This is a genomic window from Agrococcus sediminis (assembly GCF_007923295.1).
Classification (GTDB): Bacteria; Actinomycetota; Actinomycetes; order Actinomycetales; family Microbacteriaceae; genus Agrococcus; species Agrococcus sediminis.
In genome coordinates this window covers 50,107-76,449 of sequence record NZ_VOIR01000018.1, presented here as the reverse complement: position 1 = coordinate 76,449, position 26,343 = coordinate 50,107, and the positions used below count along the sequence as shown (strand labels likewise).

The following is a 26,343-nucleotide window of genomic DNA, read 5'->3' as shown; positions in this document are numbered from 1 at the left end:
CGGGCACCGTCACGGTGATCGAGATGGGGGCCAGGTTGTACGTGCCGGCGTTGGGCCGGTTCCTGCAGGTCGACCCGGTCGAGGGCGGCGTCGACAACGACTACGTCTGGCCCACCGACCCCATCGGGAAGAGCGACACCAGCGGGATGGCCGAGGAATGGTGGCGCACCGGGTTGCAGGTCCTTGTAGGCGTCGCAGCCGTCGCTGCCACAGCCGCATGTATTGCGAGCGTGGCCTGTGGTCTCATCGGCGCGATTGCCATCGGCGCTGTAGCCGGAGGGGAATCATACGCAGCCGCGACGGCAGGAACCCGTGCGTTCTCCGCCGGAGGGCTGCTCGGGTCGATGGCCGTCGGCGGGGTTCTCGGCGGTGGCGCTACTGCCGCGGTGAGAGGGGTCGCGGCATCGGTCCTGAGCCGCGCGATACCACGTGGCAGCGCTTCGCTCAAGGTCGACACGTTCCATAGAGTCGGCGCGTGGGTTCAGCCTCGAGCGCACCAAGCCGTTGCTGTGAGAGCGACTCGTACCACCCGTTACGGAGGACCAGGACTGAGCTTGTCGGTGCGGGCGACAGTGAACGGTCAGCGCGGAGTACAAAACTATGTGCTCGGCCGCTACGACCGCCAGTGGTTCCTAGTGCACTCTCGTTTCAACAGGGTGGCGGTCTGACATGCGAGAAGTGGTCGAACTGATCGAGGCGTTGAACTACGCGCGCAATGTCGATGTTGACCGAATGCCAATCACACCGGTCGTTCCCGCGAGCGCTTCGACAGAGGCTCGGCAACTTGCGGCCCTACTCGACCGCGCATCCATGGACGGCGGCCACCTCTCCCTCGACGACGCGACGCAGATACTCGCACCGTTGCCCAGGTCTTCCGTGGACATGTCGTCGGCGCTGGACGGGCTACGCGCCGCGCGTGTGATCATCGGCCCCATCGTGCTGAAGATGGAACTCGCGCGTTGGCGATTGGAAGGTGAACTACCCTCCGAGGCGCGTGAGTTCCTCACGGAGTGGGACGCCAGCCGAAGCATCTGGAGGAAGGTCCGCGGAAGGGGTGCAGCCGCGTGGTCGGTGCGGCGCGGGTACCGCAATGCGCTGCTTGCCAAGCTGAGCCAGTTCGCTGCTCCGCGCTGCGAATCCTGGTAAGCCGCGAGGGAACCGTCCCCGGTTTGATGCCGGTTCCTTTCGAGTGTGGAAGGAAGATAGTCATCATGCCGAAGCAGATCCCGGAGGAGACGAAGCAACGAGCGATCCGGCTCGTGCTCGATCACCTCGATGAATACCCTCCCACGCTCGTCGCGGCCGTGGAGCCGGGAGAGGCGTGGCCCGGCCCTCCAGCGACGAGCTGGTTCCGCCCGGGTTTGGGGCTCTTCGCCGTTGAGTGGCTCTTCGCAGCCGGCGCACGGCAGCACGCCGTCGTCATCGGTCACGGCTGGCGACTGCCGCGGCGGACGCGCGGCGTTCACCCGGAGGGTCTACCGTCGAGGGCATGATCCAGGTCGGTCTCAGCACGATCTCCGTCTTCCCCAAGGGGGTCGAGGACGGCTTCCGGCTCGCGCACGAGGCGGGCTACGACGGCGTCGAGGTGATGGTCACGACCGACGCGAAGACCCGCTCCCCCGAGCGGCTGCTCGAGCTGTCGGAGCGCTACCACCAGCCGATCATGGCGATCCACGCGCCGGTCGTGCTGCTGACGACCTTCGTGTGGGGCCGAGACCCGTTCGTGAAGTTCGACCGCTCGGCCGAGCTCGCGGTGTCGGTCGGCGCGCCCACCGTGGTCGTGCATCCGCCCTTCCGGTGGCAGGGCAAGTACGCGAAGACGTTCGAGGACGCCGTGCGGCAGACCGAGCGGAAGCACGGCGTCGAGGTGGCGGTCGAGAACATGTTCCCCTGGTCGGCGGGCGGCATCGACCGCGCCGCCTACCTGCCGGGCATCGACCCGAGCGAGATGGACGTCGACCACGCGACGCTCGACTTCTCGCACTGCGCGCTCGCGAAGCGCGACTCGATGCAGCTCACGCTCGACCTCGGCGACCGGCTGCGCCACCTGCACCTCACCGACGGCGTCGCCGCCGAGGAGGGGCGCGTCTTCGACGAGCACCTCATCCCCGGCCACGGCAACGAGCCGGTCGCCGAGGTGCTGCAGATGCTCGCCGAGCGGCAGTGGACCGGCCAGGTGATCGCCGAGATCAAGACCCGCCAGGCGCGCTCGGAGCGCGACCGGCTGCGGCTGCTGGTCGAGACGCTCGAGTTCGCGCGCGAGCACCTCGGGCAGGCGGCGCCGGCCGAGTCGCCCGAGCCCGACCCGGTCGCGTCGGCGCCCGAGCCGTCCGCCTGACGCGCGCCCCGGCTACCAGTTGGAAGGAGCCGCCGATGGATGCTCCGGCAGACGACGCGGGCGAGGTGGACGAGGGCGAACGCGCCACCCTCATCGACCTGCATCGGCGCGGAGCGAGGCTACGGTCAGCATTCGACCTCGAGCGCGATGCGCGCGCTGTGACCGACCTGATCCTGCTGTCCAACGGCTCTGCCGATCTCGACGGCCTTGCCGAGTTCTCGTCGCTCACGAGCCTCCGCATCAGCGGCAGAGCCAAACTGCCCGACAACGTGTCGTTCCCTCGGCTGCGGTACTACGACGGGCCGCTCGAGCAGAGCGTGCTTCGGTCGCCGATGCTGAGGGAGCTGCTCTGCACGGAGAGCCGGACTCCCATGCCAGCCGGGCTCGAGGTTGCCGGACCGGTCGAGCGCTTCTACGCGAACGGTGACGGCGGCCAGGCGCACTTCCCGGAGTTCGCTGTCCCCGAGGCCCTGCTGCTGGTGAACGTCGCCTTCTACGAGAGCCTGGATCTGCGCGCGCTGGACGGCCGCAGACTGCGTCAGATGATCCTGGAGAGGATCGCGCGAGTGCTCCACGTCGACAGGCTCGCGAACCTGCCGAACCTCGAGAAGCTGGCCCTGATCGACGTGGGCCGAGTCGAGCCCGCCCAGTCCGCGCCCTGCCTGCGGGCGTCATCAGGCGTCTCGGTCTCGGGACGCCACAGGTTCGATCCCGAGACGAGGCGCACCTTGCGAGCCCTGGGATGGACGTTCCCTCCGTCGGAACGGATGTACGTCTCCGGAGGCTGACCGGGACCCCGTCTATCGGCGCTCAGCCCCGCCGCTCGACCAGCGCGCGCAGCCGCGCGACCTCCTCGACCGCGTCGTCGTCGCCGGCCTCCTCCCACAGCTCCCGCCACTCGGAGTCGTCGGCCAGCACCGCGTCGAGCGCCGCGCGCGCCGCCGTGCGCAGCTCCTCGGTCAGCGCAGGCGGGCTGCCCTGCCACTCGATGTCGGGCCGCGACTCGCCCGGCAGGCCCGAGAGCAGCCAGGCTGCGGCGCCGACGGCACGGCTGGCCTCTGCGGCGTCGGCACCGGCGGCGGTCGTCGACGCGAACGTTTCGAGCAGCAGCGCCTCGACGTCTTCGGCGTCCTCGAGCTCGTACACCCAGTCGGCCGCTTCGTCGTTCTCGAACGGTCCGGAACCCCACGTGCCCATCCGTGCACCCTCTCCTCAGCCCGCAGCGATCGGCGGGGCGGCTGTCGGGCGCCACGCTACCGCCGCCGGCGCCCACCGGCCCCGCATCCACGCCGCGGCGCCGCTCACCAGTCGGCGGCGCCGGCGAGGTCGACCGGCCGCGGCTCGAGGCCGAGCCGCTCGCGCATGCGCGTGAGGTCGAGCGTGCGCTCCATGCCCAGCTGGCTGACCGCGTAGCGAGTCAGGCGCGGGCGGACGCCCGTGCGACGGGCGCGGCGCTCGGCGGCGGTCGCGAGCGCCATCGCCGCGCCGACCGGGAGCGGCAGGATGCGCGCGGGCTCGCCGCGCGCGGCGAGCACGCGCTGCAGCACGTCGGCGAGCGGCACGGCGGGCGCGTCGCCCACGTTCACGACGTCGACGTCGCCCGGCGCATCGAGCGCGCGCAGCGTCGCGGCGACGAGCGTGTCGATGCGGGTGAGCGTGTGCAGCGCGCGGCCGCAGCCCGGCAGCGGCAGCAGCGGCCCGCGCCGCGCCTCCACCACCCGCGGCAGCAGCGTCGTGTCGCCCGGCCCGTAGACGGCGTGCGGGCGCAGGATCGCGGCGGCTCGGCCCGCGAGCGCGCGCTCCGCGGCCGCCTTCGAAGCGCTGTAGGCGCTCAGGTACCGGGTCGGCAGCGGCGCGTCCTCGTGCCCCAGCACCGTCGGGCGCCGCGCGTCGTAGACGCTCGCGGTCGAGACGTGCACGAGCCGCGCCTGCGGCAGCGCGCGGGCGATCGCGACCGCGCCGTCGCGGTTGACGCGCATCGCCTCGGGCAGCGGCGCCCAATCGTCGGCGAGCGCCGCCGCGTGCACGACCGCGTCGAACGCGCCGAGGTCGTCGATGGGCGCGAGCAGGTCGCGGCGCACGTAGCGGCCGCCGGGGTGCGACCAGCCGTCCGGGCGGCGGCCGAGCCCCACCACCGCGTCGCCGCGGTCGGCGAGCGCCGACGCGACCGCGCCGCCGACGAAGCCCGACGCGCCCGTCACCAGCACGCGCATCCGTCAGCCCTCGACGAGCGGCTCGACGAGGGCGACGAGCGCCGGCCGGTCGGGCTTCTGCATGCGGCCGCGGCGCGGCAGCGCGCCGATCGCCACCACGAGGTCGGGCAGCGCCCCGTGGTCGATGAGCCCCGGCAGGGCTGCCGCGACGCGCTTCGCGAGCGGATGCGCGGGGTCGGGCGCGAGGTCGGCGGGCGCCCCGTCGGGCACGACCGCGACCACGAGCCGGTCGTCGCCGATCGCATCCGGCACGCCCACCATCGCCGCGTCGGCGACGCCCGGCAGCGATGCGATCACCGGCTCGTAGAGGCCGACGTAGACGTTCTGCGTGCCGCGCAGCAGCATGTCCTTCTTCCGGCCGAGCAGCGTCAGCCGGTCGCCGTCGAGCCGCGCGAGGTCGCCCGTGCGCACCTCGGCGAGCTCGGCGGGCAGCTCGTGCAGGTAGGCGCGCGCGAGGCCGGGACCGGCGAGCACGAGCTCGCCGTCGTCGATGCGCGCCCGCACGCTCGGCGCGACGCGGCCCACGACGTCGCCGTCGCCGACGGCGCGCAGCTTCTCGGCGCCGTCGGCGATCGCGACCGGCAGGATCTCGCTCATGCCGTAGACGCAGCGGATGCGCGCGTCCGGGAAGCGCGCGAGCGCCCGCTCGATGAGCGGCGGCAGCACCGGCGCGCCGCCGAGCGCGATGAGCGAGAGGGTGCCGGAGGGCGCGCGCCGCTCGTCGAGCAGCCGCAGGATGGCGTCGAGCCCGGCGGGCGAGCAGAAGACCGCCTCGGCGCGCTCGAGCAGCGGCAGGTACCGCTCGGGCGCCGCACCCGGGTCGGCGCCGGCCGGCGGCAGCGTCCAGTGGGCGCCGGCGATGAGCGCCGGGATGCCGATCATGAGCTGGTCGGTGAGCACCTTCAGTCCCGGCGTGAGCCCGAGCCCGTCGCGGATGTCGTCGAGGCCGGCGCCGAGCGAGGCGAGCGTGTGCACGACCGCCTTCGGCGTGCCGGTGGTGCCGGAGGTGAAGATGAGCAGCGCGTCGGCGCCGGGGTCCGGCATCGGCAGCGGCCGGGGCGCCGTGCGCGCCAGGCGGTCGAGGCGCAGCGCGCCGCGGGGCGCGCCCGGCAGCGGCGGCCCGGTGACGATGTGCCGGGCGCTCGGCAGCAGCGCCCCGTAGGCGGGCAGGTCGATGCCGCGCCGCCGGGCGATGCGGCGCAGGCCCGGGGCCGAGACGAGGTGGAGCACCGACTCGGCCGCGCTCCAGCGCGGCTCCGCGAGCGCGAGGCGGGCGGCGAGCAGCTCGGGGCCGGCGCCGAGGTCGACGAACGCGATCGCGCCGCCCGCGCGGCACACCGCGAGCGCGAGCACCACCGCGTCGAGGCCCGGCCGCACCGAGAACGCGACCCGGTCGCCGGGAACAAGGCCCGCATCCGCGAGCCCCGCCGCGACGCGCTCGACGCGGTCGCCGAGCTCGGCGAAGGTGAGCGTGCGGCGGCCGGCGGTGATGGCGGGCCGGTCGGCGTGCTCGCGAGTGGCGGCGAGCACGGCCTCGAGCATGCTCATGCGCGCGCCTCGAGCACGCACGAGGCGAGCGCCGGCAGCAGCTGCCCGCGGGCGGGGCGGCGCTCGACGACGCGGATGCGGCGCCCCTCGGCCTCGACGCGGCGGAGGGCCGCGAGCGCGAGCCGCAGCTGCGCCATCGCGAGCGGCGCGCCGATGCAGAAGTGCGCGCCGGCGCCGAACCACAGCTGCTTGAGCGCGGCGGCGCGGTCGGATGCGGGGTCGAAGCCGCCGGCGCCGCGGTCGGCCGCGTAGGTGGCGATGACGACGCGGTCGCCGGGCCGCACGCGCACGGGGCCGATGCGCCGCTCCTCGAGCGTCGCGCGGAGCATGACGGGCGTCGGCGTCGTCCACCGCAGCCCCTCGGCGATCGCCCGCTCGGCCGCGGCGTCGTCGGCGAGCTCGCCGAGCGTGCCGCTGTCGGCGAGCAGCGCGACGATGCGCGGCAGCGCGGCGACGATCGTCTCGGTGCCGGTGAGCACGAACGCGCCGACCGCGCTGAGCGCCTCCTGCTGGCTGAGGCCGAGGGCGCGCAGCCGCCCGGGCACGGTCGACTCGTCGCCGCGGTAGGCGGCCGCGGCGTGCTCGCCGAGCTCGTCGAGCACCGCGCGGGCGCGGCGCACCTGCGCGGGGCTGAAGCGGGGGCGGCTGAGGCGCACCATGCCGGTGATCGCCGTCACCTGCCGGAAGAGCCGCTCGTCGACGGCCGCTTCGTCCAGCCCGACGAGCAGCGCGATCGCCGCGCTCGCCGACCGGCGGGCGTGGGCGGCGAGGTCGACGCGCTCCCCCGCCGCGAGCCGCCGCTCGAGCTCGGCCGCGCCCGCGCCGAGGGTGCGCTCGACGAGCGGCTCGACGAAGCCGGGGGCGAAGATCGGCGCGAGCCGGCGCCGCAGCGCCCGGTGGTCGTCGCCGTGCATGTTCACGAGCACGCTGGGCCCGAGCACCGGCGTCCACAGGTCGCTCGACGCCCCGCGCCCGCGCTTCGAGAAGGCGGCGCCGTCGAGCAGCACGGCGCGGGCGAGCGCGGCGTCCTTCACGACCACGCCGATGCCGGGCACGCGCCGCACGGGCCCGTGCACGGCCTGCAGCAGCGGGTAGGCGAGCGGGTGCGCCGCGCGCATGAGCCGCTCGTCGCGGCGCATCGCGAGCGCGAGCCGCCGCTGCCGGTCGGCGCTCACCGGATAGGTGCTCACCCGGGGGTCGCTCACCGGATGTCCACGTGCGCGGGCCGGTAGGCGTGATCCTTGTACCAGAGCAGCGTGCGCCGCAGCCCCCACGCCTGCACGCGCCGCGAGGAGCCGCGCACGACCACGTCGTCGCGCCGCGCGACCCGGCCCGTCTGCCGCCGCACGGCGTTGACGAGCGCGCGATCCTCGTGCAGCTCCTCGATCGCGGTACGCGGGAAGCCGCCGCTCGCGACGTACCGGGCGGCGGTGATCGCCACGTTGCAGCCGGCCGCCATGACGTAGGGCCCGTGGAACTCGGGGCCGTTGTTCGACGGCCGCACGACCCCGAACGCATCCGCCACCCGCACCGCCGCCGTGAGCGCGACGCGCCGCACGGGGCCGAGCCCCTCGTCGCGGCGCGGCACGAGCAGCCCGGCGACGAGCTCGAGGCCGAGCCCTCCCGCGCCCTGCGGCGTGAGGGCGTGGCGGATGCGCGCCGTCCAGTCGAGCCGCGGCAGGCAGTCGGCGTCGGTGCGGGCGAGCATCGTCGCGCCGGCCGCGATCGCGGCGCGCATGCCGGTGTCGGCGGCGGCGCCGGTGCCCTTCTGCGGCTCGTCGACGACGTGCCAGCGGGCGAGGCCGCGCTCGACCGCGAACCGCTCGATCACCTGCCGCGAGCCGTCTGTCGAGCCGTTGTCGACGAACCACACGTCGATGTCGCCGTCGCGCTGCGCGGCGAGGTGCTCGAGGGTCGGACGGATGCCGGCAGCCTCCTGGAAGACCGGCACCACGACCGCGAGCCGCCCGTGCCGCTCGGGCGCCGCGCTCACAGCCGCACCAGCGCCGCGCCGAGGCTGATGCCGCCCGCGAGTCCGACGAGCAGCACGAGGCTGCCCGGGCTGACGAGCCCGTCGTCGAGCGCGCGGCGCAGCTGGATGGGGAGCGTCGCCGAGGCGAGGTTGCCGTGCTCGGCGACGGTGGGCAGGATGCGCTCCACGCCGAGGCCGAGGCGCTCGGCGATGGGCGCGAGGTGCGGCTCGGCGACCTGGTGCATGAGCACGAGATCGACGTCGGCGAGCGCCACGCCGCGCCTGGCCAGCAGGTCGGTGATGAGCTCGGGCCCGAGCGCGAGGAACGCGCGCTGCAGGCCGCGGCCGTCGATGTCGAAGTAGGTCGCCTCGGGGTCGCGCGGGTGCATCGAGCCGCCGGTCGGCAGCGTGCCGATGCGCCAGTGGTGCGAGGCCGCCGAGAACGCGAGGTCGACGATGCCGCAGCCGCCGGCGGTCGCGGCCTCGAGCACGAGCGCCGCGCCCGCATCGCTCATCGTGTAGCCGGGGAAGGAGCGCACGAACTGGTGCCGGTCGGCGAGCCGCCAGCGCACCGCGCTCGTCGGCGTCTCGCCGCTCGCGATGAGCACCCGCCGCGCCTGGCCGCTCACGATCATCGCGTGGGCGACCTGCACGGCGTTCAGCACCGAGTTGCAGGCGTTCTTCACGTCGAAGACCGGCACGTCGAGGCCCAGCCTGTCGGCGACGATGTGGGCGGTGGCGGGCTCGATGAGGTCCTGGCTCGCGCTCGCGAAGATCAGCAGGTCGACGGGCTCGGGCGAGTCGGCGAGCGCCCGGCGCGCGGCGTGCGCGGCGAGGTCGGATGCCTGCTCTCCCGGCTCGCGCTCGTGCACCCGGTCGACGCCGGTCATCCGCCGGATGAGGCCGACCGGCAGCCCGCGGCCCGGGTTCTCGTCGCGCAGGCGCCGCTCGGTCTGCTCGGTGGTGCGGATGCCCGTCGGCAGGTGAGCGCCGACCGCGACGATGGCGGAGGTGGGCGAGGGCACTCGGCGAGCGTAGCCCGCGGTCGGTGCTGCGCTGCCGAGCCCGCCGGCGGCGCGCCGAGCGCGGCCTCGCCGGCGTCAGAGGTCGGGATTGATGGTGAAGTACTCGGCGTATGCGCAGGGCTCGACCGTGGCGCCGCGCGACTCGATGTCTTCGCGCGACTGGAAGCCTCCACCGATCGTCTCCGGAGCATCGAGCTCGATGACGGTGCCGCCAGGCGAAAGCTCCACAGCGTCGCCGGTCAGCGCTGCCGAATCTGGGAGGATCACCCCGATGAGCGCGTCTCCGAGCCGACCGGCGACGCAGCCGGTGGAGGCGTCGAGGACGAGCGCTCCCTCGAGGGCCGCCTCGGGGTAGCCAGCCGACGGCCCATCTCCCATCGCACGGACGAGCATCCAGCTGCCGTCCGCCGCCGGTCGAGCCTCGACGTCATCGCGCGGCTCCGTTCCGGTCGCGCACCCAGTGACGACGGAGCTTGCGACCAGGACCAGCAGCGACAGGGCGCCACGGGCCAGCGGGCTCTGACGCCCACGCGTCGCTGCCCGGCCAGCGGTCACCCACGAGAGCGCCCAGCCACGCTGCTGCGCACCATCCATGCCGCGAGTGTAGCCGCCCGCCGGCCTCAGGCGGCGGCCGGCGCGAGCGCGTCGAGCGCCCGGATCCGCTCCCCCGTCGCGCGCCGGCGGGCGCTGCGCACCGCGAGCGCCGCGGCGAGCAGCCCGGCGCCGACGAACAGCACGAGCATCGCGACCGAGCCGCCGAGCGCGGCGCCGCCGGCGCCGGAGCCTGCGGCGATCGCCTGCAGCGCGTCGACCGCGTGGGTCATCGGCAGCACGGGCGCGATCGCCTCGAAGGGGCCGCCGAGCACGTCGCGCGGCACGAGCCCGCCGGCCGCGACCGCCTGCAGCCCGAGCAGCACGAGCGAGACGACCGCGCCCGCGGGGCCCCACCAGGCGACGAGCGCGAGCTGCAGCAGCCCCGCGGCGGCGGCGAACAGCAGCGTCACGCCGAGCGTCGCCGGCAGCGACGCCCACGCGACCCCGCCGATGGCGTGCACGACGAGCGCCGCGAGCACCGCCTGCACGACGACGACCCACGCCGAGCGCGCGAGCAGCGTCGCGAGCACGCGACCGTCGGACTCGGCGGATGCGGCGATGCGGCGGGCGGTGCGCGCGAGCACGAGCACGAGGGCGAGCGCGCCGAGCCACAGGCCGATCGGCACGGCGAGCGCAGCGATGCGCGCCTCGCCGCTCGGGAGCGCGCCCTGCTCGTCGAGGTCGAAGCCGACCGGGTCGGTCGCGACCGAGGAGAGGTCGGCGAGCTCGTCGTCGCCGAGCTGCGGCATCGCCGCGACGCCCTCGCGCAGCCCGTCGCCGAGCTCGGAGGCGCCGTCGCCGAGCTGCGCGGCGCCGGTCTGCGCCGAGCGCGCGCCTGCCGCGAGCTGCACGGCGCCCGACTCGAGCTGCTGCAGGCCGCCGGCGAGCTCGCCCGTGCCGTCGGCGAGCTGCCGGGCGCCGTCGACCGACGCGCCGAAGCCGTCGTCGAGCTCGACGAGGCCGCCCGCGAGCCGCGACGCGCCGTCGCGGAGCGCCGGCGAGCCGGCGGAGGCCTGCGCCGCGCCGTCGGCGAGCTGCGAGGCCCCGTCGCGGAGCGCGGCGCCGCCGCCGGCGACCTGCGCGGCGGCCGCGTCGAGCTGGCCGATGCCCGCGGTCGCCTCGGCGAGCCCGGCGCTCAGCTGGCCGCTGACGTCCTGCTGGCCGAGCTGCGCGAGGCCGCCGGCGAGCTGCCGGGCCGCCTCGAGCGTCTGCGGATCGGTGGTCGGGTCGGCCTCGAGCGCGGCCACGAGCTGCGCGGCGCCGCCGGCCGACTGGTCGATCGCGCCCTCGAGCTGCGCGACTCCCGCGGTCGCGGAGCCGAGCCCCGCCTCGAGCCCGTCGGCGGCCCGCTGCACGCCGCCGGCGAGCTGGTCGACACCGGCCGTGTACCGGTCGACGCCGTCGCTGAGCGACGCGGCGCCGCCCGCGAGCGCGTCGACACCGCCGGTGTACTGCGCGATGCCGTCGCTGAGCGACGCCGCGCCGCCCGCGAGCTGCCCGATGCCGTCGTCGGCGGTCGCGAGCCCGTCGGCGAGCTGCTGCCCGCCGGCCGCGAGCTGCCGGGCACCGTCCTCCGAGGCACCGGCGCCGTCGGCGAGCTGGTCGATGCCGCCCGCGAGCTCGCCGAGGCCCGAGGCGAGCTCCGCGCCACCCGTGCCCACCGCATCCGCCCCGTCCGCCGCGGCGCCCAGCTGCTCGGCGAGGGTGCCGTAGCCGCCGAAGATGCCGGAGATGAAGCCGCTCGTGACGAGGTCGCCGAAGGAGGCGACGACCGACTCGCCGGTCTCGGCGGCGAGCTCGGTCGCGAGCGCGTCGCTCGACGCGTCGGTGACGATCTCGATGCCCGCCTGCCGCGGCTCGTCGCCCTGCAGGCTCAGCACGCGCTCCGAGAAGTCGGCGGGGATCGTGACGACGGCGTGCACGTCGCCGCGCGCGAGCTGCTCGGCGGCGTCGTCGGCGTTCAGGATGCGGAAGTCGATGCCGTCGGCCTCGTCGCCCACCAGGTCGGTCACGACCTGGCGGCCGGCGAACATCACGCTCTCGGTGCCGTCGTCGGCGATCGTCGTCACCATCTCGTCGAGGTTGACGACCGCGGCCGGCACGTCGCGGTCGCCGTCGACGGCGGGCCCGATCGACCAGGCGGCGAACGCGGCGATCGCGAAGGGTGTCGCGGCGGCCGCGCCGAGCGCGACGGCCTTCTGCAGTGCGGTGGTCATCGGTCGGCTCCCGTGGTCGCGAGCGCCGCGGTGGCGTCGCCGGTGTCGGTGGGGTCGGATGCGGCGGTGGATGCGTCGCCCGCGGCGGGTTCGTCGGCGGCGGCGTCGTCGGGCGCGAGGTCGATCGCGGGGCGGCCGTGCGCCTCGGGCGCCGGCTCGCTGGTGACGATCGTGAGGTCGTCGCCGCCGAGCTGCGCCGCGACGCGGGCGGCGCCAGGGGGTGCGCCGGTCGCGGCGTCGATCCAGACGACGCTCGGCTGCCGCTCGAGCGCGATCGCCACCAGCACGGCGGCGCGCGCGAGCGGCGAGAGCCGCGAGAGCGGCGCCGATGCGTCGATCGGGCTGCCGAGCGCCGCGGCCGCGCGCTCGACGAGCGCCGACGCGCGCCGGTCGAGCGTCGCGCCGAGTGCGAGCGGCGTGCGCAGCGAGAGCGCCGCGCGGGCGGCGTGGTGCGCCGTCTCGGCGCGGCCCGCCGGGTCGACGAGGTCGAGGTCGACGAGCGCGAGGCGGCTGCGCAGCAGCGCCACATCGCCGGGCAGCGCGGCCCCGCCGAGGTGCGCATGGCCGCCCGCGCCGACGTCGCCGAGCAGCGCGTGCGCGAGCCGCTGCCGCTCGGCGAACGGCGCGTCGAGCCGCACGACCGCGCCGCGCGGCGCCGTCAGGGTCCAGGAGGCGCTGCCGGGCCGGTCGTGGTCGACCTCGGGCCGCAGCCGCTCGAGCGCGAGGTGACCGCCCGCATCCGCCGCCCACGCGAGCGCCGCGCGGTGCCGGCCGAGGCTCTCGCCCTCGACATCCATGTCGGGCATCGCGCGGTCGAGCCAGCGCGGCAGCCACCAGGCGCGCTCGCCCAGCAGCGTCATCACCGCCGGGATGAGCGTCATGCGCACGAGGAACGCGTCGACAGCGACTCCGACCGCGAGGCCGAGCGCGATCGCCTTGATCATCGCCATGCCCTCGGGCACGAACGCGAAGAAGACGAAGAACATGATGAGCGCGGCCGCGGTCACGACCCGCGCGTTGGCGGCGAAGCCGTGCCGCACGGCGCTGATCGCGCTGTGGCCGTGCGCGTGCGCCTCGCGCATGCCCGAGACGAGGAAGACCTGGTAGTCCATCGCGAGGCCGAACAGCACCGCCATGAGCAGCACCGGCATGAACGACAGGATCGGGCCCGCCTCGGTGTGCAGCAGCTCGGCGCCCCAGCCCCACTGCAGGGTCGCGACGACCGTGCCGAAGGCGGCGAGCACCGACAGCACGAAGCCGATCGCGGCGGTCACCGGCACGAGGATCGAGCGGAACACGAGCAGCAGCAGCACGACCGCGAGCGTCACCACCACGATGCCGAACGGCAGCAGCGCGTCCTGCAGCCGCTGCGAGACGTCGATCTGCACGGCCGTCGCGCCCGTCACGGCGATGGGCGTGCCGTGCTCGGCCTCGAGCGCGGGCGCCGCGTCGCGGATCGCACGCACGAGCTCGGCGGTCGCGTGATCGGCGGGCCCCGTCTCGGCGATCACCTGGATGATCGCGGTGTCGGCCGTCTCGTCGGGGAAGGCGCTGCCGATGCGGTCGACGCCGTCGATCGCCGCGAGGTCGTCCGAGATCGCCTCGAGCGTCGGCATGATGTCGGTCACCTGCGTGATGTCGGCCATCACGACGAGCGGGCCCGTCGTGCCCTCGCCGAAGCCCTCCTGCAGCAGGTCGTAGGCGATGCGCTGCGTGGTGCCGCGCTCCTCGCGCCCGTTGTCGGGCAGCGCGAGCTCGAGGCTCGCGGCGGGCACGGATGCGACGCCCACGACGACGAGGACGCCCACGATCGCGAGCCACGGGCGCTTCGTGATCCCGGTCACCCAGCGCATGCCGAGCGTCGGCTGCGCGTCGACGTCGCGCTCGGCGAGCCGAGCCGCGCGGCTGCCGGGCCGCGGGCGCAGCCGCTCCCCCAGCAGCGCCATGATCGCCGGCAGCAGCGTGGTCGCGGCGGCGACCGCGATCGCGACCGACGCGGCCGCGCCGATGCCCATCACCGACAGGAACGGGATGCCCACGATCAGCAGCCCGACGAGCGCGATCACGACGGTGAGGCCGGCGAAGACGACCGCGGTGCCCGCGGTGCCGACCGCGAGCGACCCCGACTCGACCACGCCCATCCCGCGCGCGAGCTGCGAGCGGTGCTTCGAGAGGATGAAGAGCGCGTAGTCGATCCCGACCGCGAGGCCGATCATGAGCGCCATGAGCGGCGCCGAGTTCGAGACCGTGACGAGCGCCGAGGCGCCGAGCACCCCGCCCATCGTGATCGCGACGCCGACGAGCGCGGTGATGAGCGGCAGGCCGGCGGCGAGCAGCGACCAGAAGGTGACGAACAGCACGATGGCGGCGAAGAGCACGCCGACGCCCTCGACCCACGAGATCGGCACGCTCGTCGCCTGGAACGCCTGCCCGCCGAACTCGACCGCGAGGCCCCCGGCCCGTGCCGCATCCGCCGTCGCCACGAGCTCGTCGAGGCCCGCGGGCGTGACGCCCGAGCCCTGCGGCTCGAACTGCACCTGGGTGAAGGCGGTCTCGCCGTCGGCCGAGACCTGGTCGCTCGCGAACTCGCTCCACGGCTCGATGACGCTCGCGACGTCGTCGATCGCCTCGATCTCGCGCGCCTGCTGCTGGATCTGCGCCTGGAAGTCGACGACCTCCGCGCCGTCGGGCGCCTGGTAGACGACCTGCACCGAGGAGCCGGCGACCTGCGGGAAGACGCTGCCGAGGCGGTCGAGCGCCTGCTGCGACTCGGTGCCGGGGATCGCGAACGACTCCTGCATGTTCGGGCCGAGCGCGAGCGCGCCGCCGAGCACGCCGCCGAGGATCGCCACCCACGCGACGATCACGAGCCAGGCGCGGCGCATGGATGCGGCGCCGACGCGGGCGAGCCAGGTGGCCATCAGGCGTCCTCTCCGGTGCTCGAGAGCTCGAGCAGGGTCTCGATGAAGATCGCGCGCATCTCGTGCGGATCGAGGTGGTCGTGCTCGGTCGAGAGCGTGTCGCCGAGGATGAAGGCGACGCCCGCGAGCCCGATCGACAGGCGCGTGAGCACGCGCGGCGTGGGCGCCTCGAGCACGAGCGTGCGGGCGATGGCGTCGACGATGGCGTTCGCGCGCTCGATCGCCGGCACCCCCTGCAGCGCGCCGCGCTGGGAGATGAAGATCGAGATCGCGGCGCTGTGCGCCATGAGCGTGTCGACGAAGCGGGTGACGAGCCCGGGCGCGGCCGCCGTGTGCTCGTGGCGCAGCTCGGGCAGCGCGTCGATGAGCGACTCCATCGCGTCGAGCGCGGGCGCCATCGCGGCCTCGAGCAGCGCCTCCTTGGAGTCGAAGTGGTAGAGCACCGACGACTTGGAGGTGCCGACGTCGTCGGCGATCTGCTGGATCGAGCTGCCGAGGTAGCCGACGCGGGCGAAGCGCTCGAGCGCGGCCTGCAGGATCGTGTCGCGGGTGGTCACGTCGCACCATCGTACTGACCGATCGGTCAGAAGTCGACCGATCGGTCAGGATGCTCGTCGGAGCCGGGCTCCAGGTGCGCGGCGGTAGTCTGCTCGCCGACGAGGAGGCGACATGCGCAAGTACCTGTTCAACGCCGGCGTGATCAGCTCGCTGGCCAGCGGCATGGCCGTGGTGAAGGCGACGAAGTCCGGCCCGAAGGACTGGCGCCTGGCGCTGCTCTGGGCCAGCTGGGGCATCGGCGTGGCGCTCGCGCTCGGCGCGGTGAAGCAGCGCGAGGAGGGCATCCGCCAGGAGGAGCTCGAGCGCTCGCTGCGCAAGGCCGCGAAGGGCAAGTGACCCGATGAGCGACCGCGTCGTCGTCGTGGGCGATGCGCTCGTCGACGAGGTCGACGGCGCCGCGCACGTCGGCGGCGCCGCCCTCAACGTGGCCGTCGGGCTCGCGCGCCTCGGCGTGCCGGCGCGGCTCATCGCCATGGTCGGCGACGACGACGCGGGCAGGCTCGTGCGCGAGCACTGCGCCGCGCACGGCGTCGAGCTCACGGCCACGGCCGCCCCGCGCGGCACCGCCGTCGCATCCGCCGTGCGCGACGGCGGCACGATGCGCTACGAGTTCAACGCCGCCGGCACCTCCCGGTTCGTCGACCTGCAGCCGCACGCCGCGCTGCTCGCGTCGGCTCCGCTCGTGGTCGTCTCGTGCCTCGCGCTCGAGCACGAGGCGCAAGTGGCGCCGCTCGCCGCGATCGAGCGCTCGCACGAGCGGCTGCTGCTCGACCCCAACGCCCGCCCCGCGTACCTCCGCGAGCCGGGCGCGCGCGAGCGCTTCGCCGCGGGGCTCGACCTGCTCGCCTCGCGCGCGCTGCTCGTGAAGCTCAGCGACGAGGACGCCGAGCTCGTCTACGACGAGGACGCGAGCGAGACCGCCTCGCGGTGGCTGGGCTCCGGCACCCGGGCGGTCGCGATCACCCGCGGACCCCAGGGCGCCCGCGTCGTCACCGCCCGGGGCTGGGTCGACGCATCCGTGCCGGCCCTGGCCGACCCGATCGTCGACACGATCGGCGCGGGCGACAGCGTGCTCGCCTCGCTCGCCGCATCGGTGCTCGCGGGCGACCACGCGGGCGGATGGGCCGGGCCGCTCGAGCGGGCGATGGCCGTCGCGGCCGCCACGACCCGCTCCGCCGGCGGGCTGCTGCAGCTGCCCGGCTGACGCCCGCCGCGGTCCACCTGCGCCCGAGTGGCGGGAGCAGCGCGCCTAGCATGGTGCAATGGCCCTGAAGTCGCTCGATCAGTCGTCGAAGCTGAAGCACGTCCTCTACGAGATCCGAGGACCCGTGGCCGCCGAGGCCGCCCGGCTCGAGGCCGAGGGGCACCGCATCCTCAAGCTGAACATCGGCAACCCCGCGCCGTTCGGCTTCGAGACGCCCGACACGATCGTGCAGGACATGATCGCCAACCTGTCGCTCGCGCAGGGCTACTCCGACTCGAAGGGCGTGCTCTCCGCGCGCCGCGCGGTCGTCACCCGCTACGAGGACGTCGACGGCTTCCCGCAGCTCACCGTCGACGACGTCTACCTCGGCAACGGCGTCTCCGAGCTCATCACGATGACGATGCAGGCGCTGCTCGACGCGGGCGACGAGGTGCTGATCCCCGCCCCCGACTACCCCCTCTGGACGGCCATGACGTCGCTCGGCGGCGGCACGCCCATCCACTACCTGACGGATGAGTCGTCCGACTGGGCGCCCGACCTCGCCGACATCGAGGCCAAGATCACGCCGCGCACGAAGGCCATCGTCGTGATCAACCCCAACAACCCCACCGGCGCGGTCTACTCGCGCGAGGTGCTGCAGGGCATCGTCGACCTCGCGCGCCGGCACTCGCTGCTGATCCTCGCCGACGAGATCTACGACCGCATCCTCTACGACGAGGCGCAGCACGTGTCGATCGCGACGCTCGCGCACGACCTGCTGGTGCTCACGTACAACGGCCTGTCGAAGACCTACCGCGCGGCCGGCTTCCGGTCGGCGTGGCTCGCGATCACCGGGCCGAAGGACCACGCGAAGGGCTTCCTCGAGGGGCTGACGCTGCTCGCCTCGACGCGCCTGTGCCCCAACGTGCCGGCGCAGTACGGCATCCAGGTGGCGCTCGGCGGGCACCAGTCGATCGAGGACCTCATCCTGCCCGGCGGGCGGCTGCTCGAGCAGCGCGACGCCGCCGTGCAGGGGCTGCGGGCCATCCCGGGCGTGAGCGTCGTGAACCCGAAGGGCGCGCTCTACGCGTTCCCGCGGCTCGACCCCGAGGTGCACGAGATCCACGACGACGCGCAGTTCGCGCTCGACCTGCTGCGGCAGGAGAAGATCCTCGTCACCCACGGCTCGGGCTTCAACTGGCCGGCGCCCGACCACTTCCGCATCGTGACGCTGCCCTGGAAGCGCGACCTCGTGCACGCGGTCGAGCGCATCGGCAGCTTCCTCTCGTCGTACCGGCAGTAGCGCGAGACGTCACCCTCCCGATCGTTAGCCACGGTGGCTAACATTCAGCCATGATCGCGGCTACCGCCCCGAACGTCGCCTACAACGAGGCGCAGCTGGAAGAGCTGCTGCTCGAGCTGAACCACTGCGCGCACGACGCCGAGCAGCTGCGCGCGTGGGCAGCGCGCACGACCGTCGAGATCGAGCGCCTCATGGCCGGCGAGTCGCTCATGTACGTGCGCCTCGCGGGAGCCGACGAGCATGGCGGCGCTGTGGTGCTGATGCTGCTCGACGGCGTCTGGGAGCGGACGCTCTGAACTCCTGAGCCGTGCCGTCGTGCGGCGTCAGGCCGCGAGCACCGCCCGGGCGATGCCCCTCGCCCAGTCGCGCGCCCGCTCCGCCTCGCCGTCGACCAAGGGCCCGCCGTAGTCGTGCACGCGGAAGCTCTCCTGCTTCGCGACGATGTCGAAGCCGAGGCTGCGCAGCTCCTGCTTCGCGGCGCGCGCGGCCGAGCCGGGCAACCGCGGGCGGTCGACGCGGGTGTCGAAGGTGACCGCTCGCGTGCCTCGCGGCGCCTGCACGAGTCCGTCGAGCCACTCGCGGATGCCGCGACCCGGCGACATCGGGGCGCCGTGCTGCGCGACGGCGGTCTCGCGGGTCGACGGGCGCGTCATCGAGAACGCGTGCGTCGGACCGCCGACGAGCACCAGGTCGTACCCGTCGACGCTCGTGGGCGCCGCATCCGTGTCGACGACCTCGACCTCCATCGACGAGCGCAGCTCATCGGCGATCGCCTGCGCGATCGATGCCGTGTTGCCCCACAGCGACTCGTAGACCACCAGTGCCCGCATGCGCGCCTCCTCGGCTCGGGCTCAGGCTATGACCGCGGCGGGGCGAGCGATAGGGACGGGAAAAGCCCCGGGCCCGCTGCACGCGGACCCGGGGCCTCTGGTACACCCCCCGGGACTCGAACCCGGAACCAATTGATTAAGAGTCAACTGCTCTGCCAATTGAGCTAGAGGTGCATGGCCTCACCGGCCGAGGATCAACGATAGCACAGGCGCGCATCGCCCGCCACCGCGGTCGCATCGCGCCCCGCCTGGTTGGATGGAGCCGATGACGCACCTCGAGCCCGGCATGCCCGCCCCCGACTTCACCCTGCCCGACCAGCACGGCGCATCCGTCGCGCTCTCGGATCTGCGGGGCCAAAGGGCCATCGTCTACTTCTACCCGGAGGCGCTCACCTCCGCGTGCAAGCAGCAGGCGTGCGACTTCAACGACGCGCTGCCCGACCTCGGCGGCGACGGCTACGCCGTCGTCGGCATCTCTCGCGACCCGGTCGAGAAGCTCGCGCGCGCGGCCGAGCTCGACGGCCTGGAGTTCCCGCTGCTGAGCGACGCCGACCTCTCGGTGCACCGCGCGTGGGGCACCTTCGGCGAGAAGAACAGCTACGGCCGCATCGTCGAGGGCGTGCGGCGCTCGACCTTCGTGCTCGACGAGGAGGGCGTCATCACGCACGCCTTCTACAACACGAAGGCGAAGGGCCACCTCGACATGCTCGCGAAGCGGCTCGCCTTCCGCGGCTGACGCCGCCGCGTCACTCGTCGCGGCGCAGCCAGCCGGTCACGCTCCTGCGCAGCACGAGCGTGAAGCCGGTGATCGCGACCGCGGCCAGCAGCACCGCGAGCCACACCGGTCCTTCGCCGCCGTCGAAGGTGCCGAGCGCCACGCCCAGCAGCAGCACGTGCCACACGACCGCCGCCGCGCGCGACCACGCGCGACCGTCGAGCATGGCCTTGCCGGCCGCCGCGAGGAACAGCGCCGCACCCGCCGCGAGCACCGCGAGGAACAGGCCGCCAGCGATGTGCTCGACCGGATCGCCGAGCGCCGCGATGGCCAGCCAGACGGCGACGGCGATCATGCCGAGGCCCTCGAGCAGCATCAGCGCGCCGGCGGCCGTGGCGGTCGAAGGACGGGCTCTGGAGACATCGCTCACGGAGAAAACCCTTGCCTCTCTGGGGGGCCTGTGGAAACATTGCACTTCGGGCGGCAGTGCTGCGACGCCCTGAGACTTCCCGCGCCGCGTCTCTCGCGAAGCGCGGCTCCCCCTCCAATCTACAAGGAGCACATCTATGGACTGGCGCGACGACGCTGCATGCCTGACGGTCGACCCCGAGCTGTTCTTCCCGGTCGGCAACACGGGCCCCGCGCTCGAGCAGATCGAGAAGGCGAAGGCCGTGTGCGCGACCTGCCCGGTGACCGAGATGTGCCTGCAGTACGCACTCGAGACCAGCCAGGACTCCGGGGTCTGGGGCGGCCTGTCGGAGGACGAGCGCCGCGCCCTCAAGCGCCGCGCCGCTCGCGCGCGCCGCGCGGGCTGACAGCCACGACGCTTCGAGCGGGGTCGCCGGAAGGCGGCCCCGCTCTCGTGTGCGCGGGGGAGGCGCGCGGCCTCAGGCCTCGTCGTCCTCGCGGATGTAGCCGAGCGGCACCCGCACCGTCACCTCGGTGCCCTCGCTCGCCCGAGCGCCCCAGTCGATCGAGCCCGACAGCTCGCCGGTGACGAGCGTCTTCACGATCTGCGTGCCGAGCCCGCTGCCGACCCTGCCCTGCGGCAGGCCGGCGCCGTTGTCGCACACCTGCACCGTGAGCCACTCGTCGTCGCGCCGGGCGGTGATGCGCACGAGCCCGTCCTGCCGGCCGGCGAGCCCGTGCTCGACCGCGTTCGTGACGAGCTCGGTCAGCGCGAGCGCGAGCGGCGTCGCGTAGCCGCTCGGCAGCACGCCGAAGGAGCCGAGCCGCTCGGTGCGCACGTGCGCGCTGTGGATGGAGGCGAGCTCGCTCGTGAGCTTCATCGACCGGTCGAAGACCGCGTCGAAGTCGACCGACTGGCTGAGGCCCTCCGAGAGCGTGTCGTGCACGACCGCGATCGACGACACGCGCCGCTCGGCGTCCTGCAGCGCCGTGCGCGCCTCGTCGCTCTTCGTGCGCCGCGACTGGATGCGCAGCAGTGCCGCGACCGTCTGCAGGTTGTTCTTCACCCGGTGGTGGATCTCGCGGATCGTCGCGTCCTTGGTGATGAGCGTCTGCTCCTGCATGCGCAGGTCGGTGACGTCGCGCACGAGCACGATCGCCCCGAGCCTCGACGCCCCGCGCCGCAGCGGCAGCGCACGGAGCGTCAGCGTCACCGTGCGCGTCTCGATGTCGGTGCGCCAGGGCGCGCGACCGGTCACGACGAGCGGCAGCGCCTCGTCGACCTCGTGCGAGTCGTCGATGAGCTCGGTGGTGATCTCGGCGAGCGACTCCCCCTCGAGCTCGCCGACGAAGCCGAGCCGCGTGAAGGCCGAGAGCGCGTTGGGGCTCGCGAAGGTGACGGTGCCCGCCTGGTCGAGCCGGATCAGGCCGTCGGATGCGCGCGCGGCACCGCGGCGCGGACCGGACGGGGCCGCCTGGTCCGGGAAGTCGCCGTCGGCGATCATGCGGAACAGCTGGTCGGCGCACTCCTTGAAGGTGCGCTCGAGGCGGCCGGCGCTGCGCGTGTCGGCGTGGTTGGCGTGCCGCGTGATGACGGCGATCGGCTGCTCGACGAGCGCGATCGACGGCTCCGCCTCGCGCCGCCGCACGGGGATGGCCCGCACCTTCGCATCGGTCTCGACGCCCCACTCGGGCGAGTCGCCGTCGAGCGAGATGCCCTCCTCGAAGGCGCGGCCGACCTGCTCGCGCCACGCGTTCCGCACCGGCTGACCGACGATGTCGCGGTAGAAGAGCGTCGCCGCGCCGGCGGGACGCGCGTGCTGCACGGCGATGTAGCCGTGCTCGTCGCCGGTCGGCAGCCACAGCACGATGTCGCCGATGGCGAGGTCGGCCAGCAGCTGGAAGTCGGCCACGAGCCGGTGGAGCCAGCGCACTTCCTGCTCATCCAGGCGGCCGTAGCGCTCGGCGATCGACGTCAGGCTCGTCACCCGATCAGCGTAGCGCGGCGCGCCAGCTGCGCCTGGGCCGCTCGGCCGCGCGCAGGGCCGCCCGGCTGGGCGGCGCGTCGCCGGGCAGCAGCGCGGCGGCGAGCTCCTGCACGCGGCGGCGCAGCCGCGAGCGCCCCGCGACGTCGACGAGCGGCCGCCCCTCGAGCAGCGCCGCATCGGCGGCGCGCGCGTCGTAGGGCCAGCACGCCTCGGGCGTGACGGCGGCGAGCCGCCGCAGCGTCTCCTGCACCGCCAGCTCGGGCGCGACGCCGATCGCGGAGGCCCGCACCTTGTTCACCACGACCCGCACCCTGCCCTGCGGCACGAGCTCGCGCAGCTCGGGCAGGGCCCGCACGAGGCGCGCGATCCCGACCGCGTCGCCGCCCGACACCGCGACGATCTCGTCGGCGCCCTCGAGCGCCGCGATCGTCGCCGCATGGCGCCGCGGCGCGAACAGGTCGCTCGAGATCTCCTCGTCGCGCTCGAGGCTCGCGGCCACGTCGACGACGGTGCAGTCGACCCAGTCGCGGCAGCGCTCGAGCACCTCGGCGACGCGATCGCCGCCGAGCTCGGGCCAGCGGCTCGCGCGGCCGATCCCCGTGAGCACGCGCACGACCCCGCCCATCGTGGGCACCTGCTGGGCGACGCGGTCGAGCTCGTCGACGGTGAGGCTGCCGGCGCGCGCGAGGCGCGCCGCGGCGGCGAAGCCGGGCGACTCGTCGAGCAGCCCGAGCGCGGGGGCGACGGATGCGCTCGTGGTGTCGGCGTCGACGAGCGCGACCCTGCGGCCCAGCAGCGCGAGCTCCGCAGCGAGCGCGATGGCGGCCGTCGTGCGGCCGGGCGCGCCCGCCGGGCCCCACACCGCGATGACGCGGCCGCGCTCCCGCGCCGCGGCCGGCGCCTCGTCGGCCGAAGGCGTCGCGGCGGCCTCGACGGCCGCGAACCCGTCGGCCCACGCGACCGCCTCGAGGCCGAGCGTCGCGGCGCGGGCGCGCTCGGCGGCGCTGTCGGCGAGCGCGAGCAGCCGCAGCGCCCGCTCGTCGCACGCCTCGACGAGCGCGCGGCTCGCGTGGTGCTCGTCGGCCACGACCAGCACGAGGTCGATGCGCGGCTCGGCGTCGGCGGGACGGGCGGCGAGCCGCTCGATGAGGTCGGCGGCGGTCGCGGCGCGGATCGCGACGCGGTGCCCGTGCCGCGCGGCCTCGCGCACGATGGCGTCCTCGCGCTCGAGCGGCGCGGAGACGGCGATGCCGATCACGGCGCCGCCTCGACGGGCTGGGTGAGCGGCACGACGCTCAGCGCGTGCTGGTTCGAGACGGCCTCGAGCAGCCGCGCCGTCTCATCCCTCGGCACGAGCAGCTCGAGCTGCGCTCCCGAGGTCGCGAGGATCCCCTCGTCCTCGAGCAGCCCCACCACGACCGCGCCGTCGACCAGCACGTCGGGCGCGGCGAAGCCGTCGTCCGCGGGCGCCGCGGTCCACACGTCGACGATGGCGCCGGCGCGCACCGAGCGCGGCAGCGCGCCCTCGACGTCGATCACGACCGCGGCGCGATCCTCGCTCGCGGCGGTGCCGACCGCGCGCACCGGCAGCACCTCGCCCTGCCCGACCGTCGACGCGACGACGAGCCCCACCGGGTCGTGCGACGCATCCAGGTAGTGGGCGTGCGACTGCGGCAGGCGCACGTCGACCGGCTCGACGTCGCCGGCGCCGATCGTCTCGCCCGGCAGCAGCGTGCGGGTCGCCGACCACGCTCGTTCGGTGCGCGACGACTCCTGCACGACGAGCCACACGCCCGCGAGCGACGCGAGCACGAGGACGACGCCGATCACGAGCCTCGGATCCATCCAGGTGCGGCGTGCTGCCATGGCGTCCTCCCTCGTCGGTGGCACCACCGTGGCAGGACGCCCGGGCGCGTCGCTGAAGTTCTCCACAGGGTCGGCTCACGCGGCGCGACCCTCCCCCACAATGGGGCCATGCCCATCGAAGCCCGCCGGTTCCTCGCCGTCGCCGACGTCGCCGAGGTGCTCGGCACGACGCCGGCCGCGGTCGTCGAGCTGCTCGAGGCGGGCGAGCTGCGCGGCGTGCGCGTGGGCGGCGCCTGGCGCGTCGCCGACGACGAGGTGCAGTCGTGGGTCGACCGCGAGCTCGAGCTCGAGCGCCGTCGCGGGCTGTGGCGGCAGGCGCAGTCGGCGAGCATCGCCGACCTGTTCGGCCAGCGCTGACCCGCTACGGCAGCCGCACCCAGTCGAAGGCCGAGAACGGCACGATCCGCCACGAGCGCACGGTGCCGAGCCGCGGATGCGCGCCCGGCTCGTGCACAGCGAGGTCGAGGTGGTCTCGCCCGACGCGGTCGATCGTACCCGCGACCGGCAGAGCGCCCTCGAGGATGACCGGCGCGCGCCGGCGCGCGAGGTCGCGGAGCGCGAACGCGAAGCTGAGGCGCGCCTGCAGGTCGCCCGCGGCGTCGGTCGGCCGCACCGAGGCCGCGGCGCCGTCGGCGTCGAGCTCGATGCCGGCGATCGCCTGCAGCGGCACGATCGCGCCCGTCTCGGCGGGCGCGCCCTCGAGCACGACGCCGTTGAGCCAGTCGCGCCCGAGCGCCATGCGGCGCAGGCGCAGGCGCCCGCCGCCGCGGAGCGTCAGGTCGAGCGCCCGCGGCGCCGCGGCGATGCGCTCGCGCAGCTCGAGTCGGCCGACGCGGAACCGCTCCTCCTCGGCCTCGAGGTCGCGCCGCTCGGCCCCCAGCTCGGCCTCGAGCTGGCTCTCGAGGTCGTCGAAGAGGTCGTCGAAGCGCACGCGGGCGAATCTAACCGCCGCGCACGCGCCCGTGTCGAGCGCTCTCCACAGGGCAGATCTGCCCATCCCCCGCCCGCCGCGCATCCGGCTACCTTCTCCCGCGACGGCGTCGCCGCGGCGCGAGGCCGACCCGGGAGGCGCCGGATGCGAGGGGGCAGGGCATGACGAGACGACGGATGACGGCGGTCGACGCCGAGGAGTTCTTCGACTTCCAGCCGTGCTCGTCGGCGGCCCTGCCCGACCCGGCGCCGCTGCTCGAGAACCTCGCCACGAGCGTGATCGAGATCCTGCTCGGCGTGCGCGAGGTGCAGCAGATCGCGCGCTGGGTCACCGAGCCGACCTACGACCTGCTCGTGCAGCGGGCGCTCAGCGCCCGGCGAGGCCGTGGCCGCAGCGCCGAGCGCACCGTGCCCGGCTTCGCCATCACGAGCGTGCGCGCGTGCCACACGGCAGACGGGGTCGTCGAGGGCGCGGTGGTCGTGCGCTCGTCGGGGCGCAGCCGCGCGGTCGCGATCCGGCTCGAGGGCCTCGACGGCCGGTGGCGGGCGACGTCGCTCGCCGTGCTGTGAGCCGGCGCTAGAGGAACGGGCCCTCCGGCAGGTGCTCCGGGTCGCGCAGCACCTCGAAGCCCAGGACGTAGCGCGCGCCGCCGCCGGCGTGGTTCGTGAGGAAGTGGTACTCGAGGCCGGTGTGCCGCTGGCCCTCGCCGAGGTACGTCGCGCGATAGCTGGTCGACAGCGCCTCGAGCATGCCGCTCGAGTGCACCACCGTCTGCGTCTCGATCGGGTCGTCGGCGGTGTCGAGCAGCCAGTTGACCGCGTCGGTGATCGTGGAGCTCAGCAGCTGGGCGAGCGCCGCGGGCGGGTAGAAGTAGGCGAGCACGGCGAGCGCCGCCTTGACGAGCGCGTCGATCTCCTCCCGGTACGCGTCCGGGTCGCCCATGTCGTGCTCCATCACGACTGCGGTGAGCGAGACGGTGTCGGCCCTGCCGTGCCAGCACGCGGCGACCGGGCCGAGCCTCGCCTCGTCGGAGTCGACGTCCTCGTACCAGCGATCGTCCTCGGCGACCGGGTGCCGCTCGGTGCGCACCACGTTCGCACCGCCCTCGACGTACACGGCGCTCGTGATGACGTAGATCTCGTCCGCCCACGACACCCAGTCCCAGGTGGTCTCGTCCTCGCACCAGAGCCCTCGGTAGTTGATCGTGTAGACGGGCGGCGCATCCGTCTGCTCGTCGAGCATCTCCTCCCGCACGTCGCCGGCCGCCACGGCCCCGGTGTCGATGAGGCGGCCGAGCCGCGCGAGCACCGTCGACGAGACGGTGAGCGTCACCGGCTGCGCGGTGCGCTCGGGGCGCTCGGGGGTGCGCTCGGCGGGCACGAAGCCCGGGTCGGCGACGTCGCCGAGCAGCGAGAGCAGCGCTCGCCGGGGCATCGCGTCGAGCGTCTGGAGCATGCGCCGGGCGGCGTCGACGGGCACGTCGTTCGCCCGCATCGACTCGGCGATGGCGCGCTCCGCGTCGTTGGCAGGATGCCGCTGCTCGAGATGGACGCGCAGGGCCGCGACGAGCCGGCCGAACCCGTCGATGTCCCTGGGGCTGCGAAGACGACGGCGCATGAGAGCTCCCTCCGGCGGGCATGCCGCGAGCGCCGCCCGGCGCGGGCGACGCTGCTGCGCTCAGTGTCCGCCCGGCCCTCGGGCCCGTCAAGGGGTCGTCTGCGGGGTTCCGGACTC

At 74.5% G+C, this 26,343-nt stretch carries 30 protein-coding genes and 1 tRNA gene; 13 read left to right on the top strand and 18 right to left on the bottom strand.

Annotation, left to right across the window (positions count from 1 at the left end; translation table 11 throughout):
* From FQ330_RS13400 to FQ330_RS12725, 5 genes are all read left to right on the top strand, one after another.
* The coding region (locus FQ330_RS13400) for an RHS repeat-associated core domain-containing protein (protein WP_225792869.1) at positions 1-668 on the top strand (668 nt) is incomplete at its 5' end.
* A gap of 1 nt (position 669) precedes the next feature.
* Positions 670-1,146, top strand: a complete 477-nt coding sequence (locus FQ330_RS12740; RefSeq protein ID WP_128189438.1) for a hypothetical protein — start codon at positions 670-672, stop codon at positions 1,144-1,146.
* Positions 1,147-1,211: 65 nt separating this feature from the next.
* Positions 1,212-1,493 carry a hypothetical protein gene (locus FQ330_RS12735; protein ID WP_128189436.1) on the top strand — a complete coding sequence of 94 codons (282 nt, stop codon included), beginning with the start codon at positions 1,212-1,214 and terminating at the stop codon, positions 1,491-1,493.
* Positions 1,490-2,338 carry a sugar phosphate isomerase/epimerase family protein gene (locus FQ330_RS12730; RefSeq protein ID WP_146358068.1) on the top strand — a complete coding sequence of 283 codons (849 nt, stop codon included), beginning with the start codon at positions 1,490-1,492 and terminating at the stop codon, positions 2,336-2,338. The genes FQ330_RS12735 and FQ330_RS12730 overlap by 4 nt, the downstream gene beginning before the upstream one ends.
* Positions 2,339-2,373: 35 nt before the next feature.
* Complete coding sequence (locus FQ330_RS12725) at positions 2,374-3,126, top strand: hypothetical protein (protein ID WP_146358066.1); 753 nt, start codon at positions 2,374-2,376, stop codon at positions 3,124-3,126.
* A 22-nt stretch (positions 3,127-3,148) separates the two neighbouring features.
* Here FQ330_RS12725 and FQ330_RS12720 read toward each other — a convergent pair whose 3' ends face one another.
* From FQ330_RS12720 to FQ330_RS12665, 10 genes are all read right to left on the bottom strand, one after another.
* Complete coding sequence (locus FQ330_RS12720) at positions 3,149-3,535, bottom strand: DUF4259 domain-containing protein (protein ID WP_128189432.1); 387 nt, start codon at positions 3,533-3,535, stop codon at positions 3,149-3,151.
* A 104-nt stretch (positions 3,536-3,639) separates the two neighbouring features.
* Positions 3,640-4,551: an NAD-dependent epimerase/dehydratase family protein gene (locus FQ330_RS12715; protein ID WP_128189431.1), complete on the bottom strand. Its 912-nt coding sequence runs from the start codon at positions 4,549-4,551 to the stop codon at positions 3,640-3,642.
* Positions 4,552-4,554: 3 nt separating this feature from the next.
* Positions 4,555-6,099 carry a class I adenylate-forming enzyme family protein gene (locus tag FQ330_RS12710; RefSeq protein ID WP_146358064.1) on the bottom strand — a complete coding sequence of 515 codons (1,545 nt, stop codon included), beginning with the start codon at positions 6,097-6,099 and terminating at the stop codon, positions 4,555-4,557.
* On the bottom strand, positions 6,096-7,289 hold the full coding sequence (locus FQ330_RS12705; RefSeq protein WP_225792868.1) for a cytochrome P450: 1,194 nt from the start codon (positions 7,287-7,289) through the stop codon (positions 6,096-6,098). Before FQ330_RS12705 ends, FQ330_RS12710 begins: the two co-directional genes overlap by 4 nt.
* Positions 7,290-7,300: 11 nt before the next feature.
* On the bottom strand, positions 7,301-8,092 hold the full coding sequence (locus FQ330_RS12700; protein WP_146358062.1) for a glycosyltransferase: 792 nt from the start codon (positions 8,090-8,092) through the stop codon (positions 7,301-7,303).
* Entirely contained in the window at positions 8,089-9,096 is a 1,008-nt protein-coding gene (locus FQ330_RS12695) for a 3-oxoacyl-ACP synthase III family protein (protein ID WP_146358060.1), read from the bottom strand. The genes FQ330_RS12700 and FQ330_RS12695 overlap by 4 nt, the downstream gene beginning before the upstream one ends.
* A gap of 75 nt (positions 9,097-9,171) precedes the next feature.
* Positions 9,172-9,690, bottom strand: a complete 519-nt coding sequence (locus FQ330_RS12690; RefSeq protein WP_146358057.1) for a hypothetical protein — start codon at positions 9,688-9,690, stop codon at positions 9,172-9,174.
* A gap of 26 nt (positions 9,691-9,716) precedes the next feature.
* Positions 9,717-11,906 carry a YhgE/Pip family protein gene (locus tag FQ330_RS13395; RefSeq protein ID WP_192575951.1) on the bottom strand — a complete coding sequence of 730 codons (2,190 nt, stop codon included), beginning with the start codon at positions 11,904-11,906 and terminating at the stop codon, positions 9,717-9,719.
* On the bottom strand, positions 11,903-14,827 hold the full coding sequence (locus FQ330_RS12670) for an MMPL family transporter (RefSeq protein WP_146358055.1): 2,925 nt from the start codon (positions 14,825-14,827) through the stop codon (positions 11,903-11,905). Before FQ330_RS12670 ends, FQ330_RS13395 begins: the two co-directional genes overlap by 4 nt.
* Positions 14,827-15,384: a TetR/AcrR family transcriptional regulator gene (locus tag FQ330_RS12665; RefSeq protein ID WP_192575950.1), complete on the bottom strand. Its 558-nt coding sequence runs from the start codon at positions 15,382-15,384 to the stop codon at positions 14,827-14,829. Before FQ330_RS12665 ends, FQ330_RS12670 begins: the two co-directional genes overlap by 1 nt.
* Before the next feature lie 112 nt (positions 15,385-15,496).
* Here FQ330_RS12665 and FQ330_RS12660 point away from each other — a divergent pair, with 112 nt between their 5' ends.
* Genes FQ330_RS12660 through FQ330_RS12645 form a run of 4 tightly spaced genes read left to right on the top strand, consistent with a single transcriptional unit; the run spans position 15,497 to position 18,167 of the window.
* Positions 15,497-15,721, top strand: a complete 225-nt coding sequence (locus FQ330_RS12660) for a hypothetical protein (RefSeq protein WP_128189417.1) — start codon at positions 15,497-15,499, stop codon at positions 15,719-15,721.
* A 4-nt stretch (positions 15,722-15,725) separates the two neighbouring features.
* Positions 15,726-16,589 carry a PfkB family carbohydrate kinase gene (locus FQ330_RS12655; RefSeq protein ID WP_146358051.1) on the top strand — a complete coding sequence of 288 codons (864 nt, stop codon included), beginning with the start codon at positions 15,726-15,728 and terminating at the stop codon, positions 16,587-16,589.
* A 58-nt stretch (positions 16,590-16,647) separates the two neighbouring features.
* Entirely contained in the window at positions 16,648-17,871 is a 1,224-nt protein-coding gene (locus FQ330_RS12650; protein ID WP_146358049.1) for a pyridoxal phosphate-dependent aminotransferase, read from the top strand.
* 50 nt (positions 17,872-17,921) lie between these two features.
* Positions 17,922-18,167, top strand: a complete 246-nt coding sequence (locus FQ330_RS12645) for a hypothetical protein (protein WP_146358046.1) — start codon at positions 17,922-17,924, stop codon at positions 18,165-18,167.
* A gap of 27 nt (positions 18,168-18,194) precedes the next feature.
* On the opposite strand, the gene FQ330_RS12640 is transcribed toward FQ330_RS12645, so the two are convergent.
* Together FQ330_RS12640 and FQ330_RS12635 are read right to left on the bottom strand one after the other, a co-directional pair.
* Positions 18,195-18,701, bottom strand: coding sequence for a flavodoxin family protein (locus FQ330_RS12640; RefSeq protein ID WP_146358044.1), 507 nt, complete (start codon positions 18,699-18,701; stop codon positions 18,195-18,197).
* Positions 18,702-18,799: 98 nt separating this feature from the next.
* A tRNA-Lys gene (locus FQ330_RS12635) sits at positions 18,800-18,875 on the bottom strand.
* 91 nt (positions 18,876-18,966) lie between these two features.
* Between FQ330_RS12635 and bcp the strand changes: the two genes are divergently transcribed.
* Positions 18,967-19,437, top strand: a complete 471-nt coding sequence (gene bcp / locus FQ330_RS12630) for a thioredoxin-dependent thiol peroxidase (RefSeq protein ID WP_225792867.1) — start codon at positions 18,967-18,969, stop codon at positions 19,435-19,437.
* Between the two features lie 10 nt (positions 19,438-19,447).
* On the opposite strand, the gene FQ330_RS12625 is transcribed toward bcp, so the two are convergent.
* Positions 19,448-19,846: a hypothetical protein gene (locus FQ330_RS12625; RefSeq protein ID WP_128189406.1), complete on the bottom strand. Its 399-nt coding sequence runs from the start codon at positions 19,844-19,846 to the stop codon at positions 19,448-19,450.
* 136 nt (positions 19,847-19,982) lie between these two features.
* Here FQ330_RS12625 and FQ330_RS12620 point away from each other — a divergent pair, with 136 nt between their 5' ends.
* Positions 19,983-20,231: a WhiB family transcriptional regulator gene (locus FQ330_RS12620; RefSeq protein WP_021010012.1), complete on the top strand. Its 249-nt coding sequence runs from the start codon at positions 19,983-19,985 to the stop codon at positions 20,229-20,231.
* A gap of 72 nt (positions 20,232-20,303) precedes the next feature.
* On the opposite strand, the gene FQ330_RS12615 is transcribed toward FQ330_RS12620, so the two are convergent.
* From FQ330_RS12615 to FQ330_RS12605, 3 genes are read right to left on the bottom strand one after another with little or no spacing between them, the layout of a single operon-like run.
* Entirely contained in the window at positions 20,304-21,812 is a 1,509-nt protein-coding gene (locus FQ330_RS12615) for a sensor histidine kinase (protein ID WP_146358040.1), read from the bottom strand.
* Between the two features lie 4 nt (positions 21,813-21,816).
* Positions 21,817-23,070 carry an AAA family ATPase gene (locus FQ330_RS12610; protein WP_146358038.1) on the bottom strand — a complete coding sequence of 418 codons (1,254 nt, stop codon included), beginning with the start codon at positions 23,068-23,070 and terminating at the stop codon, positions 21,817-21,819.
* The gene (locus FQ330_RS12605) at positions 23,067-23,678 is read right to left on the bottom strand and encodes a hypothetical protein (protein ID WP_146358036.1); all 612 of its coding nucleotides are present in this window, start codon (positions 23,676-23,678) and stop codon (positions 23,067-23,069) included. The genes FQ330_RS12610 and FQ330_RS12605 overlap by 4 nt, the downstream gene beginning before the upstream one ends.
* Before the next feature lie 108 nt (positions 23,679-23,786).
* Here FQ330_RS12605 and FQ330_RS12600 point away from each other — a divergent pair, with 108 nt between their 5' ends.
* On the top strand, positions 23,787-24,035 hold the full coding sequence (locus FQ330_RS12600) for a helix-turn-helix domain-containing protein (RefSeq protein ID WP_146358034.1): 249 nt from the start codon (positions 23,787-23,789) through the stop codon (positions 24,033-24,035).
* Positions 24,036-24,039: 4 nt separating this feature from the next.
* Here the strand turns inward: FQ330_RS12600 and FQ330_RS12595 are convergent, their stop codons facing one another.
* Positions 24,040-24,675: a hypothetical protein gene (locus tag FQ330_RS12595; protein ID WP_225792866.1), complete on the bottom strand. Its 636-nt coding sequence runs from the start codon at positions 24,673-24,675 to the stop codon at positions 24,040-24,042.
* 95 nt (positions 24,676-24,770) lie between these two features.
* On the opposite strand from FQ330_RS12595, the gene FQ330_RS12590 reads away from it, so the two are divergent.
* Entirely contained in the window at positions 24,771-25,178 is a 408-nt protein-coding gene (locus FQ330_RS12590; RefSeq protein WP_128189396.1) for an Rv3235 family protein, read from the top strand.
* 7 nt (positions 25,179-25,185) lie between these two features.
* Here FQ330_RS12590 and FQ330_RS12585 read toward each other — a convergent pair whose 3' ends face one another.
* The gene (locus FQ330_RS12585; RefSeq protein WP_146358030.1) at positions 25,186-26,226 is read right to left on the bottom strand and encodes a hypothetical protein; all 1,041 of its coding nucleotides are present in this window, start codon (positions 26,224-26,226) and stop codon (positions 25,186-25,188) included.
* Positions 26,227-26,343: the final 117 nt, after the last annotated feature.

Excerpts from the sequence above, each read along its gene's own strand:
- FQ330_RS12620 (WP_021010012.1), top strand. The coding sequence starts at position 19,983 with ATGGACTGGCGCGACGACGCTGCATGCCTGACGGTCGACCCCGAGCTG.
- FQ330_RS13395 (WP_192575951.1), bottom strand. The coding sequence starts at position 11,906 with ATGACCACCGCACTGCAGAAGGCCGTCGCGCTCGGCGCGGCCGCCGCG.
- FQ330_RS12650 (WP_146358049.1), top strand. The coding sequence starts at position 16,648 with ATGGCCCTGAAGTCGCTCGATCAGTCGTCGAAGCTGAAGCACGTCCTC.
- FQ330_RS12655 (WP_146358051.1), top strand. The coding sequence starts at position 15,726 with ATGAGCGACCGCGTCGTCGTCGTGGGCGATGCGCTCGTCGACGAGGTC.
- FQ330_RS12740 (WP_128189438.1), top strand. The coding sequence starts at position 670 with ATGCGAGAAGTGGTCGAACTGATCGAGGCGTTGAACTACGCGCGCAAT.
- FQ330_RS12690 (WP_146358057.1), bottom strand. The coding sequence starts at position 9,690 with ATGGATGGTGCGCAGCAGCGTGGCTGGGCGCTCTCGTGGGTGACCGCT.
- FQ330_RS12660 (WP_128189417.1), top strand. The coding sequence starts at position 15,497 with ATGCGCAAGTACCTGTTCAACGCCGGCGTGATCAGCTCGCTGGCCAGC.
- FQ330_RS12640 (WP_146358044.1), bottom strand. The coding sequence starts at position 18,701 with ATGCGGGCACTGGTGGTCTACGAGTCGCTGTGGGGCAACACGGCATCG.
- FQ330_RS12645 (WP_146358046.1), top strand. The coding sequence starts at position 17,922 with ATGATCGCGGCTACCGCCCCGAACGTCGCCTACAACGAGGCGCAGCTG.
- FQ330_RS12710 (WP_146358064.1), bottom strand. The coding sequence starts at position 6,099 with ATGAGCATGCTCGAGGCCGTGCTCGCCGCCACTCGCGAGCACGCCGAC.
- FQ330_RS12715 (WP_128189431.1), bottom strand. The coding sequence starts at position 4,551 with ATGCGCGTGCTGGTGACGGGCGCGTCGGGCTTCGTCGGCGGCGCGGTC.
- FQ330_RS12670 (WP_146358055.1), bottom strand. The coding sequence starts at position 14,827 with ATGGCCACCTGGCTCGCCCGCGTCGGCGCCGCATCCATGCGCCGCGCC.
- FQ330_RS12590 (WP_128189396.1), top strand. The coding sequence starts at position 24,771 with ATGACGAGACGACGGATGACGGCGGTCGACGCCGAGGAGTTCTTCGAC.
- FQ330_RS12585 (WP_146358030.1), bottom strand. The coding sequence starts at position 26,226 with ATGCGCCGTCGTCTTCGCAGCCCCAGGGACATCGACGGGTTCGGCCGG.
- FQ330_RS12725 (WP_146358066.1), top strand. The coding sequence starts at position 2,374 with ATGGATGCTCCGGCAGACGACGCGGGCGAGGTGGACGAGGGCGAACGC.
- FQ330_RS12600 (WP_146358034.1), top strand. The coding sequence starts at position 23,787 with ATGCCCATCGAAGCCCGCCGGTTCCTCGCCGTCGCCGACGTCGCCGAG.
- FQ330_RS12595 (WP_225792866.1), bottom strand. The coding sequence starts at position 24,675 with ATGGGCAGATCTGCCCTGTGGAGAGCGCTCGACACGGGCGCGTGCGCG.
- bcp (WP_225792867.1), top strand. The coding sequence starts at position 18,967 with ATGACGCACCTCGAGCCCGGCATGCCCGCCCCCGACTTCACCCTGCCC.
- FQ330_RS12735 (WP_128189436.1), top strand. The coding sequence starts at position 1,212 with ATGCCGAAGCAGATCCCGGAGGAGACGAAGCAACGAGCGATCCGGCTC.
- FQ330_RS12605 (WP_146358036.1), bottom strand. The coding sequence starts at position 23,678 with ATGGCAGCACGCCGCACCTGGATGGATCCGAGGCTCGTGATCGGCGTC.
- FQ330_RS12730 (WP_146358068.1), top strand. The coding sequence starts at position 1,490 with ATGATCCAGGTCGGTCTCAGCACGATCTCCGTCTTCCCCAAGGGGGTC.
- FQ330_RS12720 (WP_128189432.1), bottom strand. The coding sequence starts at position 3,535 with ATGGGCACGTGGGGTTCCGGACCGTTCGAGAACGACGAAGCGGCCGAC.